The sequence below is a fragment of the Pseudomonas sp. LB3P93 genome, from assembly GCF_054898025.1.
Genome location: NZ_CM142713.1, coordinates 5182023 through 5199134 on the forward strand (window position 1 = coordinate 5182023; position 17112 = coordinate 5199134).

Here is a 17112-nt window from a genome sequence, read left to right on the forward strand (position 1 = left end):
AGCCCCTATTGGAAAAACGCGACATTTAATGTCAATATCGCGCCTCCCCCTATTTCGTCGCCCCGTGCGGCTTACGCCGCAGGTCTCGCCCGTTTTTCAGTTAAACAAGGCTTTGAGTATCTGCGGTCTGTTGCAAAAAGGTAGTCAATGATGAGCGCAAGGCACTTTCTCTCCCTGATGGATTGCACGCCCGAAGAGCTGGTCAGCGTGATCCGTCGAGGCGTTGAGCTCAAGGACCTGCGTAACCGCGGCGTACTGTTCGAGCCTCTGAAAAACCGCGTGCTCGGGATGATTTTCGAGAAGTCCTCGACCCGTACCCGGATCTCGTTCGAAGCCGGCATGATCCAGCTCGGCGGTCAGGCGATCTTCCTGTCGCCGCGCGACACTCAGCTGGGCCGTGGCGAACCGATCGGCGACGCCGCCATTGTCATGTCGAGCATGCTCGATGCGGTGATGATTCGTACGTTTTCCCACAGCACATTGACCGAATTCGCCGCCAATTCGCGCGTCCCGCTGATCAACGGCCTGTCCGATGATCTGCACCCGTGCCAATTGCTCGCCGATATGCAGACCTTCCTCGAACATCGCGGCCCGATTCAGGGCAAGACCGTGGCCTGGATCGGCGACGGCAACAACATGTGCAACAGCTATATAGAAGCGGCGATCCAGTTCGACTTCCAGTTGCGCATTGCCTGCCCTGAAGGTTTTGAACCCAACCCGCAATTCGTGGCCACGGCCGGTGATCGCGTGACTATCGTTCGCGATCCGAAGGAGGCCGTGCGTGGCGCTCATCTGGTGAGCACCGACGTCTGGACGTCCATGGGCCAGGAAGAAGAAACCGCCAAGCGCCTGAAGCTGTTCGCACCGTACCAGGTGACTCGCGCCCTGCTCGACCTGGCTGCCGAGGATGTGCTGTTCATGCACTGCCTGCCAGCCCACCGGGGTGAGGAAATCAGCCTCGACGTGCTCGATGACAAGCGCTCTGTGGCCTGGGATCAAGCGGAAAACCGTCTTCACGCACAAAAGGCCCTGCTCGAGTTTCTCGTCCCGCCTTCGTACCACCACGCATGAGCCATCCACTACTGCTTAACCTGCGCAACCTCGCCTGCGGCTATCAGGACCAGCGAGTCGTGCAGAACCTCAACCTGCATTTGAATGCCGGCGATATCGGTTGCCTGCTAGGGTCTTCAGGTTGCGGCAAGACCACTACGTTACGGGCGATTGCCGGTTTCGAACCGGTGCACGAAGGTGAAATCACGCTGGCGGGCGAGACCATCTCCCGCGCCGGTTTTACCCTCGCCCCGGAGAAACGCCGGATCGGCATGGTGTTCCAGGACTACGCGCTGTTTCCACATTTGAGCGTGGCCGAAAACATCGCCTTCGGAATCCGCAAGCATCCACAAAAGGATCGCGTCACCGAAGAACTACTGGAACTGGTCAACCTGAAAAACCTGGGTAAGCGCTTCCCGCATGAGTTGTCCGGTGGCCAGCAACAGCGTGTCGCACTCGCCCGCGCACTGGCACCGGAACCGCAATTGCTGTTGCTCGACGAACCGTTCTCCAACCTCGATGGCGAACTGCGGCGCAAACTCAGCCATGAGGTGCGCGATATTCTCAAGGCCCGCGGCACCAGCGCTATTCTGGTGACCCACGACCAGGAAGAAGCCTTCGCAGTGAGCGATCACGTGGGGGTGTTCAAGGAAGGTCGGCTGGAGCAGTGGGACACGCCCTACAACCTGTATCACGAACCGCTGACGCCGTTTGTGGCCAGTTTCATTGGCCAGGGTTATTTCATTCGTGGCCAGTTGAGCAGCCCGGAGTCGGTGCTGACCGAGTTGGGTGAACTGCGCGGCAATCGTGCTTATACCTGGCCGACTGGCAGCGCGGTGGACGTGTTATTGCGCCCGGACGATATCGTTTACGCACCCGACAGTAGTTTGAAGGCGCGGATTGTCGGCAAGTCTTTCCAGGGTGCGTCCACGTTGTACCGTTTGCAGATGCCAACCGGTGCACAACTGGAGTCGATTTTCCCGAGCCATGCTGATCATCAAGTCGGTGCCGAGGTCGGTATTCGCGTCGAGGCTGAACACCTTGTGTTATTCCAGGCGTCGGGCAGCACGGCGGCGCAGATTCCGGTAGTAGAGTCCGGTGTCCGCCGCTACAGCACCGCCAGCTGAAGCATAAAGACTAAATGTGGGAGCTTGCTCGCGATGGGTGCGTGTCAGTCAACGATGATGCTGACTGATACACCGCTATCGCGAGCAAGCTCTCTCCCACATTGGATTTTGTGGTTAACCGAGGATGAGGATTCCACTCGCCACCAACGTCGTATTCCCACCAATCGTCACCCAATCCCCTTCCAGCCGGCAGAACAACTCCCCCGCCTCGCCTCGAGCACTCACAAGCGTTGAGGCTCAACTTACCCCTGCCAGATTCAACTGCGACCTATGTCGGCAAACTTTGCCTGAGTGTGTTCGGCTAACACGGCCGGCGCCAATTCAACTTCCAGACCGCGCCGACCGGCACTGACAAAAATGCTGGCAAAGGGCTGTGCCGAATTGTCGATGAAGGTGCGCAAACGCTTTTTCTGCCCCAACGGACTGATACCGCCCAACAGGTAACCCGTCGCGCGTTGCGCAGCGGCAGGATCGGCCATTTCGACTTTTTTCACGCCCGCAGCGTGAGCCAGATGCTTCAAGTCCAGACTTCCGACGACCGGCACCACCGCCACCAGCAATTCACCTTTCTCACTGGCTGCCAGCAGGGTCTTGAACACTTGCGCCGGGTCCAGTCCCAGTTTCTCTGCAGCCTCCAGCCCATAGGACGCAGCCTTCGGATCATGTTCATAACTGTGCACGCGATGTTCGGCTCGAACTTTTTTCAACAAATCCAATGCGGGGGTCATGGCAGCTCCAGACTGGGCGGCAGTAGAAAAATCCTGCGCTGGATTCTAGGACATTGATCGGCAAAAGGCTCTATTACGTCACTGTTTCAAAGGCTTGGCAGCGCCTTGCGCCGTTCGTCCAGGTTGAGGCTGCTGCGTGAACGATACGATCATTCACGTGACTAATAGTTGAAATGTGACTGACGGTTCACTTTCGACCTTTGACAGCGGCGTTTCTTGTCTATATTTTTTCGAATCTGAATACTGTACGAATGTGTCATCGTAGCACCCAGCAGCAGGCCGAGAGCAGAATGGGGATTCTGCCTCGGTGGAAAACGCGCTTTGGCCATGATGAAAGAAGCGCCAGACAACAACAAAAACGAGGTTTTCAATGACAACTGCTTTACAACAACCGTCGCTCTCAAGCCAATGCATGGCCGAGTTTCTGGGCACTGCACTGCTTATCTTTTTCGGCACCGGTTGCGTTGCTGCGCTCAAGGTCGCGGGTGCCAGCTTTGGCTTGTGGGAAATCAGCATCATCTGGGGCGTCGGCGTGAGCATGGCGATCTACCTGACCGCCGGGGTTTCCGGGGCTCACCTCAATCCTGCCGTGAGCATTGCCCTGAGCATTTTTGCCGACTTCGAAAAGCGCAAACTGCCGTTTTATATCCTCGCTCAAATTGCCGGCGCGTTCTGTGGGGCATTTTTGGTCTACACGCTGTACAGCAATTTATTCTTCGATTTCGAACAAACTCACCATATGGTTCGTGGCACCCAGGCCAGCCTCGAACTGGCGTCGGTGTTCTCCACCTTCCCCAACCCGGCCCTCTCCACCGCCCAGGCTTTCCTGGTTGAAGTGATCATCACCGCTATCCTGATGAGCGTGATCATGTCCCTGACCGACGACAACAATGGTCTGCCAAAGGGGCCTCTGGCACCGTTGCTGATCGGCCTGCTGATAGCAGTGATTGGCAGCTCGATGGGCCCGCTGACCGGTTTTGCGATGAACCCGGCGCGTGATTTCGGTCCGAAGCTGATGACTTTTTTCACAGGCTGGGGTGAAATTTCCCTCACTGGCGGCCGTGATATCCCGTATTTCCTGATTCCGATTTTTGCACCGATTGTCGGTGCCTGCCTCGGCGCTGCCGCGTATCGCGGGCTGATTGCCCGTCATCTGCCCAACGCCACAGCTGCTACAAAGGACGCAACACCGGCCATTGACGGCAAACCAAGAACTTCTTGATACCGTAGGCGCGTGATCCTGCCCATAAGATCGCGCGCCGGACCTCTCTCCCTTTTTTCGTCCAAGGCAATCGACATGACCGACATTCAGAATAAGAACTACATCATTGCCCTCGATCAGGGTACGACCAGCTCCCGCGCGATCATTTTTGATCGTGACGCGAACGTGGTCTGCACCGCCCAGCGCGAATTCGCCCAGCATTACCCGCAAGCCGGTTGGGTCGAACACGACCCGATGGAAATCTTCGCCACCCAAAGCGCCGTGATGGTCGAGGCCCTGGCGCAAGCCGGCCTGCATCACGACCAGGTCGCGGCCATCGGCATCACCAATCAGCGCGAAACCACCGTGGTCTGGGACAAGACCACCGGCCGCCCGATCTATAACGCGATCGTCTGGCAGTGCCGCCGCAGCACCGAGATCTGCCAGCAGCTCAAGCGCGATGGCCACGAGCAATACATCAGCGACACCACTGGCCTGGTCACCGACCCGTACTTCTCCGGCACCAAACTCAAGTGGATCCTCGACAACGTCGAAGGCAGCCGCGAGCGTGCACGCAAAGGCGAACTGCTGTTCGGCACCGTCGACAGCTGGCTGATCTGGAAATTTACCGGCGGCAAGGTTCACGTTACCGACTACACCAACGCCTCGCGCACCATGCTCTTCAACATCCACACGCTTGAGTGGGACGCGAAGATGCTGGAGGTGCTGGATATTCCGCGCGAGATGCTGCCGGAAGTTAAGTCCTCGTCCGAAATCTATGGCCATACCAAAAGCGGCATCGCCATCGGCGGTATCGCCGGCGACCAGCAAGCGGCTCTCTTCGGCCAGATGTGCGTCGAGCCTGGCCAGGCGAAAAACACCTACGGCACCGGCTGTTTCCTGCTGATGAACACCGGCGACAAAGCCGTGAAGTCCAAGCACGGCATGCTCACCACCATCGCTTGCGGCCCGCGTGGCGAAGTGGCTTACGCGCTGGAAGGCGCGGTATTCAACGGTGGTTCGACCGTTCAGTGGCTGCGTGACGAACTGAAGATCATCAACGACGCCCACGACACCGAATACTTCGCCAACAAGGTCAAGGACAGCAACGGCGTGTACCTGGTGCCAGCCTTTACCGGTCTCGGCGCACCGTACTGGGACCCGTATGCCCGTGGCGCCCTGTTCGGCCTGACCCGCGGCGTACGCGTGGATCACATTATTCGTGCAGCGCTGGAGTCGATCGCCTACCAGACCCGTGACGTTCTGGACGCCATGCAACAGGATTCCGGCGAACGCTTGAAATCCCTGCGCGTGGACGGCGGCGCGGTCGCGAACAACTTCCTGATGCAGTTCCAGGCCGACATCCTCGGTACCCAGGTCGAGCGTCCGCAAATGCGCGAAACCACCGCATTGGGCGCGGCTTACCTGGCCGGCCTGGCGTGCGGCTTCTGGGGCAGCCTGGATGAGTTGCGCGGCAAGGCGGTGATCGAACGCGAATTCGAACCGACCCTGGACGAAACCGCCAAGGAAAAACTCTACGCCGGCTGGAAAAAAGCCGTCAGCCGCACCCGCGACTGGGAACCGCATGAAGGCGCTGAATAAGCTAACAGCAGGGTTGTAACTGGTAGGGAGCGGATTCCTGCGGCATCATGGGCAAATTTTGCACGGCAGCCAAAGGAAGCCCCATGAATCTGCCTCCCCGTCAGCAGCAAATCCTCGAACTGGTTCGCGAACGCGGCTACGTCAGCATCGAGGAAATGGCCACGCTGTTCGTCGTTACACCGCAGACCATCCGCCGCGATATCAATCAGCTCGCGGAAGCCAATTTGTTGCGTCGCTACCATGGCGGCGCGGCCTACGATTCCAGTGTCGAAAACACCGCTTACGCCATGCGCGCCGACCAGATGCGCGATGAAAAGCAGCGTATCGGTGAAGCCATTGCGGCGCAGATCCCGGATCACGCCTCGCTGTTCATTAATATCGGCACCACCACCGAATCGATCGCCCGGGCGCTGCTCAACCACAATCACCTGAAAATCATCACCAACAACCTGCACGTGGCCTCGATGCTCAGCGCCAAGGACGACTTCGACGTTCTGCTGACCGGTGGCAATGTGCGGCGCGACGGCGGTGTGGTCGGCCAGGCGAGTGTCGACTTCATTAACCAGTTCAAGGTCGACTTTGCCCTGGTCGGCATCAGCGGTATTGATGAAGACGGCAGCTTGCTGGACTTCGATTATCAGGAAGTGCGGGTATCACAGGCGATCATCGCCAATGCTCGGCAGGTGATTCTGGCGGCTGACTCCAGCAAATTCGGGCGCAACGCCATGATTCGCCTGGGGCCGATCAGCCTGATTGATTGCCTGGTCACCGATCAGCAGCCTGTGCCGGCGTTGGCGCAGTTGTTGAGTCAGCACAAGATTCGACTGGAAGTCGTTTAACCTCCCCTCGCATCTTAGTCGTCAGTACCGACGCCATCGCGGGCAAGCCCGCTCCCACAGGTTATGTGCAAACCCTGTGGGAGCGGGCTTGCCCGCGATGGCGATCATTCAAGCAATACACCTTTTGCGCTCTATCGCGCCTTTAAATGTTCGTAAATTTTCCTTTCGCGGCCCTTCGATCAGTATTTTCAATCGAAGTTGACTGGCTGTGGGCGGTTTAATGGGCTACTATTTTCGCAAATGAACATTAATGTTCGTATTCCAATACAGAAAATCAAAAGAGCCCGAGGCCAGCCGATGCCCACTTCTACCTTGCCTACGCCCCCTCTCGCTGAGGTCTACGACATCGCCGTCATCGGTGGCGGGATCAATGGCGTGGGGATCGCAGCGGATGCCGCCGGCCGCGGTCTTTCGGTGTTCCTTTGCGAAAAGGATGACCTGGCCAGCCACACCTCGTCGGCCAGCAGCAAGCTGATCCACGGGGGCCTGCGCTACCTCGAACATTACGAATTCCGCCTGGTGCGCGAAGCCCTCGCCGAACGCGAAGTGCTGTTGGCCAAGGCGCCACACATCGTCAAGCAAATGCGCTTCGTGTTGCCGCACCGTCCGCACCTGCGTCCGGCCTGGATGATTCGCGCCGGCCTGTTCCTGTATGACAACCTCGGCAAGCGGGAAAAACTCGAAGGTTCGAAAAGCCTGAAGTTCGGTCCGGCCAGCCCGCTGAAAAGCGAAATCACCAAAGGCTTCGAATACTCCGATTGCTGGGTCGACGATGCGCGCCTGGTGGTGCTGAACGCCATGGCCGCCCGCGAGAAAGGCGCCCACGTTCACACCCAGACCCGTTGCGTCAGCGCCCGTCGCACCCAGGGCCTGTGGCATCTGCACCTGGAACGCGCCGATGGCAGCCTGTTTTCGATTCGCGCCAAGGCCCTGGTAAACGCCGCCGGCCCGTGGGTTGCCAAGTTCATCCGCGATGACCTGAAGATGGAATCGCCGTACGGCATCCGTCTGATCCAGGGCAGCCACCTGATCGTGCCGAAACTGTACGATGGCGAAAACGCGCACATTCTGCAAAACGAAGATCAGCGCATCGTGTTCACCATTCCGTACCTGAACCACTTCACCCTGATCGGCACCACCGACCGCGAATACACCGGTGATCCGGCAAAAGTAGCGATCACCGAAGGTGAAACCGATTACCTGCTCAAAGTGGTCAACGCCCACTTCAAGAAGCAGATCAGCCGCGACGATATCCTGCACAGCTATTCCGGCGTTCGTCCGCTGTGCAACGACGAATCCGACAACCCGTCGGCCGTCACCCGCGACTACACCCTGGCGCTATCGGGCACTGGCGAAGAAGCGCCGTTGTTGTCGGTGTTCGGCGGCAAGCTGACCACCTACCGCAAACTGGCCGAGTCGGCACTGGCACAACTGGCGCCGTACTTCACGCACATCAAGCCAACCTGGACCGTCAGCGCGACACTGCCAGGCGGCGAAGACATGACCACCCCGCAGGCGTTGAGCTCGCTGATTCGCGACAAGTACGACTGGGTCCCGACTGAAATTTCACGCCGCTGGGCGACCACTTATGGCAGCCGCACCTGGCGCATGATGGAAGGCGTGCAGAACCTCAGCGACCTGGGCGAACACATCGGCGGCGGTCTCTACACCCGCGAAGTCGACTACCTGTGCAGCGAAGAGTGGGCGACCACCGCGCATGACATTCTGTGGCGTCGCAGCAAGCTGGGTTTGTTCACCACCACTGCCGAACAGCAGAAACTGGCGGATTACCTGAGCAAGGTCGAGCAGAACCGCAGCAAGATCGAAGCGGCCTGATCGCCGATCCGCTTGAACGAAAGCCCCTGAATCTCACGATTCAGGGGCTTTTTTGCAGGGGCTCATTGCGCCAGATGCAACAGCAGGAAATCAATGAACGCCCGCGATTTGTGGGGCAGATGCGGACTGTTGGGGAACACCACGTTGACGGACTGCGAGGGCAGCGAATAGTCGGGCAACAGGCGGATCAGCCGCTCGCTGGCGATGTCATCCTTGACCACCCACGCGGGCAGCACTGAGACGCCTAGCGACGACAACGTCATGGAGCGGATGGCCGTGGAAGAGTTGGATTCATATTGATTGATCCCGTTAATCTCGACAGTCCCCAATTGTGGATGGCGCAACCTCCACTGGGTCGGTGCCTGCAAGTTGCTGTTGGCAATCCACGGCAGCGAATTCAGGTCCTGAGGACTTTGCACCGGGTGACGCGCAAGAAACGCCTCGGTAGCCACCAGGACAATTTCATAATCCGCCAGTTTACGGCTCTTGAATGCCGAGTCCGCCAAGTTGCCTAAACGGATAACCAGGTCTAACTTTTCCGCCACCAGGTCATTGAGTGACGAGTTAAAGTTATAACAGAGTTTTATCTCCGGGTAGCGTTCTATGAATTGTGGTATCAACGGCAGAATATAAGCCTCTCCGTATTCACTGGTGGAACTGAAGCGCAACTTTCCGGAGACTCGGTTATGCCCTTTTAATACATTATCAAAGGCGTTATCGATATCCGCGACAATACCTTTGAATTCTTCATAAAAATCCTGACCGATTTCGGTTAGGGATATATTTCGGGTATTTCTAATCAACAGCGTCGCTGACAGCACGTCCTCCAGCGCCTTGACATGCAGGCTGGCCATGGCTTTGCTGATGCTCAGGTAATTGGCCGCCTTGGTGTAAGAACCAAAATCAACCACAGCCAGAAATGTCTGGACCCGATTAAGATGAGTGTGCATAGCAATATGGCTCACTGTTAAATCCTGTCAAACATTGTTTCAAGGATAGTCGTATCGACAGTTCAAGTCCACCGCCCCTATGCTTTGCGGCAAAGGGGAAACACCATGACCTATCGCTACAAAGTTGCACTGATATTCCTGATCGGCTTTTTTATAGACTGCATTAACATCTTTATGTCGGCGGTCGCATTACCGAGTATATCGGCGGCGCTACACGTAAGTACTTCAGACGTTGCCTGGGTGGCCAATGCTTATATTCTGGGGCTGACGCTGATCATTCCGGTCAGCACCTGGCTGGCCGGTCGTTTTGGCAGCCGGGAAATCCTCACCGCCTCGATGCTCGTGTTCACAGGCTCCGTGTGGATGTGCGGGCTGGCCAACAGTTTCAACGAGCTGGTGATCTGGCGCTTCGTCCAGGGGATTGGCGGTGGCCTGTTGATTCCAGTCGGCCAAGCGCTGACGTTCAACCTGTTCAAGGGTGAGCAGCGGGCGAAAATATCCACTTTGGTCATGGCCGTTGCCCTGATAGCCCCCGCTATTTCACCGACCATCGGCGGTGTCATCGTCGACAGCAGCTCCTGGCGCTGGGTGTTCTACAGCAACATCCCGTTCTCGCTGATCGCGGCATTGCTGTCCTGGTTCTGGATCAATGAAGCGCGGCCAACGAGTTTGCCCCGGCCCGACATCAAGGGCTTGCTGCTGGTCAGCGCGGCACTCGGCAGCCTGCTGATGGGTATGTCGTTGTACGGCGGCGACGCTCCGGCATGGGTGGCCGCCCTCTTCGTCATGGCCGGCGTTGCTTTCGTCGTGCTGTACGGGCTGCATTACCGCACCTGCAAAAACCCGATCATTGAACTGAGCCTGCTCAAAAGTAAAAAACTCAGCACCTCCATCTTTATCTATTACGCGATACCCGGTGTGTTCACGGGGGTCAACTTGATGAGCATCTTCTTCCTGCAAAACACCCTGCACTTCAGCGCCCGCCTGACAGGGATGTTCATGATCCTCTACGCCATCGGCGCGTTCATCGCGATGCTGATCTGTGGCCGGGTCTACAACCGGATGGGCGCAAAGCGCCTGTTTGCCCTCGGCATGCTGTTGCACAGCGCCGGCATCGCCACCCTGCTACTGGTGAACAATCCCTCAGATCTTCTGGTGATTGTCATCGCCTACAGCTTGATGGGGATCGGCGGCGGCATCGGAGCCAACACAGCACAAACCACGTCATTGATGGACTTCGAGGGCGGTGAAACCCACAAGGCCAGTGTCATCTGGAACATCAACCGACAGATGTCATTCAGCATCGGCGCCGCCCTCTTCCTGATGGTTTTCAACCTGCTCCTGAAGCATTTCGATACCACCCAGGCCTACCACGTGACGTTCGCCATTGCCGCGCTGGTGGGCCTGTTCCCACTCTTTCAACTGAGTCAGTTGAACACTCAAAAGGACTGTCATGCACAACAAAATAGTTGAACAGGCGCACCACAGCATTCATCACGTGCACGAGCTGATCCACACCCTGTTCACCGATGCCAACGGTAAGGGGCAGGCCGCGCTCGAACCGCTGATGTCGGCATTCGCCGAACACTTCACCATGGTCACCACCTCGGCCGCCATCGTCAGCCGCGCGACGGTCGAACAGATGTTCAAGGGCGCGGTCGGCGCCAAACCTGGCCTGGAAATCGTCATCAGCGACCTGCAGACGGTGTGGCAAGAAGGCGCCAGCGTGGCGATCCGCTACAAGGAAACCCATCGCCTCGACCAGCGCGAAAGCTCACGGATTTCGGTGGCGATCATTGGCCTGCATCACCACAACGCCCAATGGATCTACCTGCATGAAACGCCGCTAAGCCAGGAAAGCTGATTTTCGTATGAACTACACAATCACTGATTGCCGAATGCTCTCGGCCTCTATCAAAGAAATCACCGTCAGCCCGCAAACACCAGGGTGTGCAGCGCTGGACGCGGGCGCGCATTTCAAATGGTTCATCCCCGAACTGAATGAATGGCGGCACTACTCGGCGGTACAACTGGCGGACCGCATGACGCCGCATGGCAGCGTCGTCTTTGCCATCCGGCTCTCGGCCGACTCGGCCAGCAGTCGCTACATTCGTTCGCTGGCAGTCAACGACACGGTGCAGCTCGATGGCCCGTTCAATACGTTCACCTTCCCGCTCATTGAAGGCCTCGGCAGGGACATTGCGATTGCCGGCGGCATCGGTATTACGCCACTGACCGGGATCCTTCTTCACCTGACGTCATTGAATCGAAGCGCACACCTGCACTACTTCGCCAGGAGCGACGACGACGCGGCCTATGCCTTGCCCATGCAGGCACTGTTGCAGGAACGCCTGCACTTGCACTTCTCTGGCCAGCCCGATGGTCGCCCCTCTGTCAGCCAGGTGCTGGCAGATCTGGCACCACACGACCGGCTCTACGTCTGCGGTCCACAGGAGATGCTCAACGACGTGTTTTGCCATGCCGAGGCCAATGGCCTGGCGCGCGAGCGCATCCACTTCGAAATCTTCAACGTGGTTCGGGAAGACGATGCGTCAGCCTTTGTGATTGATGCCGTCGAGTCGGGTATCAGCGTCAACGTCAATCAAGACCAAACCTTGCTGGAGGCGCTGGAGGCTGCCGGCCTGGATCCGCTCTACGACTGCCGGCGCGGTGAGTGCGGTGTCTGCGCGCTGGAGGTCCTTGAGGGTGAAGTCGACCATCGCGATTTCATCATGAGCGAAAAAGAAGCTGCCTGTAGCGCAAGGATTTATCCCTGCGTCTCCCGGGCCAAAAGCCAACGCCTGAAGCTGGCGATCTAACGAGGAACACCGTTTGGACAATTACTTCAACGGCAGAGAAGTGCATAAATCGCTCTTCCTTGATCAACAGCTCTTCGACCAGGAACAACACAGCGTCTTCGCCGCCAGCTGGTGTTACGTGGGGCACGACAGCCTGATCCCACAGCCCGGCGACTTTTTCACCACCGACATTGCACAGCAACCCTTGGCAATGGTCCGGCAAAAAAATGGCGAGATAGTTGTTCTGCATAACCGCTGCCCGCACAAAGGCGTAAAAGTGCTGGCCGAGCCTCGCGGCAATGTCGGTCGGTTTATCCGCTGCCCTTACCATGCGTGGACATTCAAGACCGATGGCGAACTGTTGAGTATTCCAGTGAAAAAGGAATACGACGATTGCGACCTCAGCGCCTGCTCCGCCCACAAAGGCATGCAAGCCGTCGCGGCGGTGGAGAATTATCGCGGTTTTGTGTTTGTCCGCCTCCAGGCGGAAGGCATCGACTTCAACACCTTTTTCGGCGAGTCGTTATCGACGCTGGACAACATGGTGCTGCGCTCGCCCCTGGGCCAGTTGCGCGTCGTTGGCCAGCCGCTCCTGCACCGCCATCGCTGCAACTGGAAAATGGTTGTCGATAACCAGACCGACACCTGTCACCCGATGATTGCCCATGAGTCCTCGGCGGGCGAAGCGATTCGCTTGTGGAAGGAAACGAGCGACCAGACCAGCCCTTCGCCCATGGCGGTCGAGCTGTTTTCACCGTTCATGGCGTCCTACGAGTTCTTCGCCAACATGGGTATTCGCATCTGGCCCAACGGCCATGGGCATACCGGCGTCAGCAACTCAATCCATAAAGCCTATGCCGATATTCCGGGCTATTGGGACTTGATGGTCCAGAGCTATGGCGAACGCCAGGCCACCGAGATTCTCGAAGACACCCGACACAACACCGTCTATTTCCCCAACCTGATGGTCAAGGGACCGATCCAGACGTTACGGGTGATCAAGCCGATCAGCGCCGAGGAGACGGTGGTCGAGTCGTGGATCTTTGAATTGGTGGGCGCCCCCATCCAGTTGCTGGAACGAACCGTCCAGTACAACAACCTGATCAATTCCCCCTGCTCGATGGTTGCCCACGACGATGTGGAAATGTACGAGCGGGCAACGCAAGGGCTACGCAGTGATTCCAACGAGTGGGTCAACGTGGCGCGACTCTTTGAATCGAACGAATCCTATGAGCGGACCCAAGTGGTTTCGGGCACCAGCGAAATGGCGATGCGCAACTTTTACAACAGCTGGCAGCACTTGATGCGGGATAACCATGCAACTCGATCAGAACAATAAACACGCCATCGAACAGTTGATCGCCAGCGAAATCCATCTGTTGGACCAACAAGACTTCAGTGCCTGGCAACAACTGCTAACCCCCGAATACACCTACTGGATACCGTTGAGACGAGAACAGACCAGTCCTCTTCATGAGTCCTCTCTGCTGTATGAAGACCGGTTTCTGACCACGTTGCGCATCAACCGATTGGCCAACGCGCGTAACTACTCGCAACAGCCCAAGAGTCGCAGTTTGCATATTGCCCAGTGTTCGTCGATCCGCATGGAAGACAACGAAATGAGCGCATCGAGCAGCACCAACATGCTCTATTGCGAAGCCCGAGGGGACAGCGAATGGCATTACCCGGTCACCGTCGAGCATCAACTGATTAACGTCGAAGGCACCTGGAAAATCCAAGGCAAAAAAGTACTTCTGCTCAATCCCTCCCGAGCGATTGAAAGCCTGCAGTTAATCATCTGATTTATCGAGAACCCCACGTGAACGTAATGAGTAACGGCTTCGACGAAGCCACATTTCCCTGTTCTTTTCCGTATGTCGACTTGCTGTACGACTACGGCCAGTTTTTGCGCAATGCCATCGATGCAATTGGTTACTTGCCACCCGAAGTGGCCAGCAAACACATTGGCATCGTCGGCGCCGGGCTGACCGGGCTGGTCGCCGCCTACGAACTGCTCCGTGCCGGTGCCCAGCGAGTCACGCTGTTCGAGGCCGCCGAAGAACACTTGGGCGGTCGCTTGCTGACCCAGCGCTTTGACGATGACCACCCGCAATTCATCGCCGAAATGGGCGCGATGCGCTTTCCTCCCAGCGAGGTCGGGTTGTTTCACTACCTGAACCGTTTCGGCATCGAAACCACCGAAGCGTTTCCTGACCCCGGTGTCGTGGACACCGAAATCCACTACCGCGGCGAGACTCATCACTGGGCGGCCATGCAACCGCCACCGGCCATTTTCAGCACGGTCCATCGGGGCTGGAGTGCGTTTTTGAAAGAGGGCGTGACCTTCGATGACGGCACCTGCCTGGCGCCACCGTTATTACTGACCGAGTTACTCAAGCAACACAACTACGCGGAAGTGCAGCCGGAATGGCAGCGCTATCTGGATTACTTCGGCGACAGCTCGTTCTATTCGGCCATGGTGCAGATTTTCACCGGCAGCAACCCGCCCGGTGGACAACCGTGGCGCAAACCCGAAGATTTTCATCTATTCGGTTCGCTGGGGATTGGCTCGGGCGGTTTCCAATCGGTATACCGCGCCTCCTTTACCGAGATTCTGCGGCTCGTGGTCAATGGCCTCGAAGTCAATCAACGGCTGGTGCCGATGGGCATCTCATCGCTGTCGGAGTTGATTGCCGATACGTCATTCAACGGCATGCCCCTGCGCGACCGAATCTGCCGCACCCGCATCGAGTCCATCAACAAGGGCAAAAACGGTGAAATCCTGCTGGCCGGCAGCAATGGCGAAACCTATGCCTGCGACCGGGTGATTACCACGACCACCACCCGGGCGCTGCAAGTGAACATGAAGCTCACGCAGAACCAGGCCTTCGTGAATCGTGACGTGGCCCGGGCGATCAACGAAACCCACATGGTCGGTTCGTCCAAGCTGTTCATCCTGACCAAAGACAAGTTCTGGTTGAAACACGGTCTGCCACAAAACATTCAGACAGACACCTTGGTGAAGGGCGTGTATTGCCTCGATTACGCACCGCAGGACCCCGAGTCCTGGGGCGTGGTATTGATCAGTTACACCTGGGAAGACGACTCCCACAAGATGGTTTCAATGACCGACAAAGTTCAACGCTGCTTGCGCCTTGTCGATGAACTGGCCATGAGCGCACCTGAGTTTGCCAGCCACCTTCTACCGCTCAATGGCAACTACCAGCGCTATGTCCTGGAGTATGACTGGCTGACCGACAAGCATTCGCTGGGGGCCTTCAAACTCAACTTTCCGGGTGACGATATCTACTCGGAGCGCTTGTTCTACCAATTCAAAACAGCCCTCGATCCACAACAGGACACGGGATTGTACCTCGCCGGGTGCGGCTGCTCTTTCACCGGTGGCTGGGCGGAAGGCGCCATTCAAACAGCGCTCAACGGTGCCTGTGCGGTGATCAGCAGTCTGGGTGGCGACTTGATTGCCGACAATCCGCTGGACGGACTGCACGCTCAATACCGTTATTGCTGATGCCTTCATCGCAAGCCTCCCTCTCTATCGCCGAGACCGTTTTATGTACAGCCAGCTTTCAATTGAAGAACTTGTCAGCGGATTTCGCAGTGGTCGCCACTGCCTGGACACCTGGCACCAATCCCTGCGCGACAAACAGCTTGATCATCAACACCTGAACAGCTTCATCACCTTCGTCCCGGCGGCGTTCGAAGGCGCCCCGGGCGCCGACCGAGACGCTGGCCTGTATGGCATTCCCGTTTCCTTCAAGGACAACATCAATGTCAGCGGCATGCCGACCACCGCAGGAACGCCAGGCCTGGCCGCTTACTACCCGTTGTCCGATGCCGGGATTGTCGAGCGTTTCAAGACCCTGGGCGCGAGGGTCGTTGGTAAAAACAACATGCATGAACTGTCGTTCGGGGTGACGTCGGCCAATCAAACCCACGGCGCCGTGGTCAACCCGGCCGACGAACGCTACAGCGCGGGCGGTAGCAGCGGCGGATGTGCCGCAGCCGTGGCCGCCGGTCTGGTGCCCTGCGCCGTGGGTACCGACACCGGCGGGTCGGTGCGCATACCCGCGGCGTTCTGCGGGATCGTCGGGTTTCGTCCCACCACGGGGTGTTACCCGGTGGACGGCATCGTGCCCGTCTCCCAGACCAAGGACACGCCGGGGCTATTGACCCGCACACTGCAAGACTGTCAGTACATCCACCGTCACCTGACCGGGAACCACCCCGCGCCCCCGGACGACAACAGACCGCTACGGGTGGGCATACCGGAAAAATTCTTCTGGGCCGACCTCGACGAAAAAGTCCGACGCGATTGCTTTGCGGCTATCGAGTTGTTGGCAGATCGGGGCGTGGAGCTGGTTCCGATCGATGACCTGTTGATCGGGGAAATCAATGAGAGCATTCAGTTCCCATTGCCGATTTATGAGTTCTTTATCGACTTCCCGCGCTTCTTGATGAAAGAAGGCTGGGGCGACCAATTCCTCAGCATCCTGGCGCAGATCCAGGACCCGGGCATCAAGAAAATACTGACGGCGCAACTCGAGAGCCCGGCGATTTCGTACACCGACTATGTACAGGCATTGATGAGCAAACTGCAGCTGGGTCGTGAATACAACCGTCTGTTCAACGCCCATCAACTGGATGTGATTGCCTACCCCACCGTCAGTTGCACGGCACCGTTACTCACGGAGTGCGAGGCAGAAAGCAACTTCGAGACCTTCGTGCGCAACACTGACCCGGCGAGCAACCTTGCGGCCCCCAGTGTCACCCTTCCGGTAGCGGAAAAACACTCGCTGCCGGTGGGTCTCTCGTTCGACGCGTTGCCCGGGCAGGACAGTCTGCTGTTGGAAAGAGCCCGTCAGTTATCACGCTTGCTGGCCATGCGCTAACGCGCTGTCGGCGCCATTCACTGAATGGCGCTGATCCTTTCTCACGCGCGCCTGCCTCTTGGCCCGCCGAA

General features: G+C 57.7%; 15 protein-coding genes and 1 pseudogene. 13 read left to right on the forward strand and 3 right to left on the reverse strand.

The annotated features are described in order from the left end of the window. The first annotated feature begins 150 nt into the window (after positions 1-150). Together argF and ACYZT8_RS23610 are read left to right on the forward strand one after the other, a co-directional pair. The gene (gene argF, locus ACYZT8_RS23605; RefSeq protein ID WP_461976367.1) at positions 151-1071 is read left to right on the forward strand and encodes an ornithine carbamoyltransferase; all 921 of its coding nucleotides are present in this window, start codon (positions 151-153) and stop codon (positions 1069-1071) included. Beyond that, complete coding sequence (locus ACYZT8_RS23610; protein ID WP_461976368.1) at positions 1068-2177, forward strand: ABC transporter ATP-binding protein; 1110 nt, start codon at positions 1068-1070, stop codon at positions 2175-2177. The genes argF and ACYZT8_RS23610 overlap by 4 nt, the downstream gene beginning before the upstream one ends. 114 nt (positions 2178-2291) lie before the next feature. Here the strand turns inward: ACYZT8_RS23610 and ACYZT8_RS23615 are convergent. After that, positions 2292-2424, reverse strand: a pseudogene (locus tag ACYZT8_RS23615) (isomerase); the annotation flags it as partial. Between the two features lie 10 nt (positions 2425-2434). Further along, positions 2435-2905 carry a Cys-tRNA(Pro) deacylase gene (ybaK, locus tag ACYZT8_RS23620; RefSeq protein WP_461976370.1) on the reverse strand — a complete coding sequence of 157 codons (471 nt, stop codon included), beginning with the start codon at positions 2903-2905 and terminating at the stop codon, positions 2435-2437. A gap of 370 nt (positions 2906-3275) precedes the next feature. On the opposite strand from ybaK, the gene ACYZT8_RS23625 reads away from it, so the two are divergent. From ACYZT8_RS23625 to glpD, 4 genes are all read left to right on the forward strand, one after another. Then, positions 3276-4127, forward strand: coding sequence for an MIP/aquaporin family protein (locus tag ACYZT8_RS23625; protein WP_461976372.1), 852 nt, complete (start codon positions 3276-3278; stop codon positions 4125-4127). A gap of 75 nt (positions 4128-4202) precedes the next feature. Beyond that, positions 4203-5708: a glycerol kinase GlpK gene (glpK, locus tag ACYZT8_RS23630; RefSeq protein ID WP_008009318.1), complete on the forward strand. Its 1506-nt coding sequence runs from the start codon at positions 4203-4205 to the stop codon at positions 5706-5708. Positions 5709-5791: 83 nt separating this feature from the next. Further along, positions 5792-6547 (forward strand): DeoR/GlpR family transcriptional regulator, encoded by a 756-nt coding sequence (locus ACYZT8_RS23635; protein ID WP_007916700.1) that lies wholly within the window; start codon positions 5792-5794, stop codon positions 6545-6547. Positions 6548-6844: 297 nt separating this feature from the next. Further along, positions 6845-8383 (forward strand): glycerol-3-phosphate dehydrogenase, encoded by a 1539-nt coding sequence (gene glpD, locus ACYZT8_RS23640; protein WP_461976375.1) that lies wholly within the window; start codon positions 6845-6847, stop codon positions 8381-8383. 62 nt (positions 8384-8445) lie between these two features. On the opposite strand, the gene ACYZT8_RS23645 is transcribed toward glpD, so the two are convergent. Beyond that, complete coding sequence (locus tag ACYZT8_RS23645) at positions 8446-9333, reverse strand: LysR family transcriptional regulator (protein WP_461982597.1); 888 nt, start codon at positions 9331-9333, stop codon at positions 8446-8448. A gap of 105 nt (positions 9334-9438) precedes the next feature. Between ACYZT8_RS23645 and ACYZT8_RS23650 the strand changes: the two genes are divergently transcribed. The 7 genes from ACYZT8_RS23650 to ACYZT8_RS23680 are packed head-to-tail and all read left to right on the forward strand — an operon-like array spanning position 9439 to position 17041. Beyond that, positions 9439-10806 (forward strand): MFS transporter, encoded by a 1368-nt coding sequence (locus tag ACYZT8_RS23650; RefSeq protein WP_461976377.1) that lies wholly within the window; start codon positions 9439-9441, stop codon positions 10804-10806. Continuing rightward, the gene (locus ACYZT8_RS23655; protein ID WP_461976379.1) at positions 10787-11197 is read left to right on the forward strand and encodes a DUF4440 domain-containing protein; all 411 of its coding nucleotides are present in this window, start codon (positions 10787-10789) and stop codon (positions 11195-11197) included. The genes ACYZT8_RS23650 and ACYZT8_RS23655 overlap by 20 nt, the downstream gene beginning before the upstream one ends. Before the next feature lie 7 nt (positions 11198-11204). Next, the gene (locus ACYZT8_RS23660) at positions 11205-12152 is read left to right on the forward strand and encodes a flavin reductase family protein (RefSeq protein ID WP_461976381.1); all 948 of its coding nucleotides are present in this window, start codon (positions 11205-11207) and stop codon (positions 12150-12152) included. 13 nt (positions 12153-12165) lie between these two features. Continuing rightward, entirely contained in the window at positions 12166-13470 is a 1305-nt protein-coding gene (locus tag ACYZT8_RS23665) for a Rieske 2Fe-2S domain-containing protein (protein WP_461976383.1), read from the forward strand. Then, positions 13448-13933: an aromatic-ring-hydroxylating dioxygenase subunit beta gene (locus tag ACYZT8_RS23670; protein WP_461976385.1), complete on the forward strand. Its 486-nt coding sequence runs from the start codon at positions 13448-13450 to the stop codon at positions 13931-13933. The genes ACYZT8_RS23665 and ACYZT8_RS23670 overlap by 23 nt, the downstream gene beginning before the upstream one ends. Positions 13934-13950: 17 nt before the next feature. Next, positions 13951-15660, forward strand: coding sequence for an NAD(P)/FAD-dependent oxidoreductase (locus ACYZT8_RS23675; RefSeq protein WP_461976387.1), 1710 nt, complete (start codon positions 13951-13953; stop codon positions 15658-15660). Between the two features lie 43 nt (positions 15661-15703). After that, the gene (locus tag ACYZT8_RS23680) at positions 15704-17041 is read left to right on the forward strand and encodes an amidase family protein (protein ID WP_461976389.1); all 1338 of its coding nucleotides are present in this window, start codon (positions 15704-15706) and stop codon (positions 17039-17041) included. Positions 17042-17112: the final 71 nt, after the last annotated feature.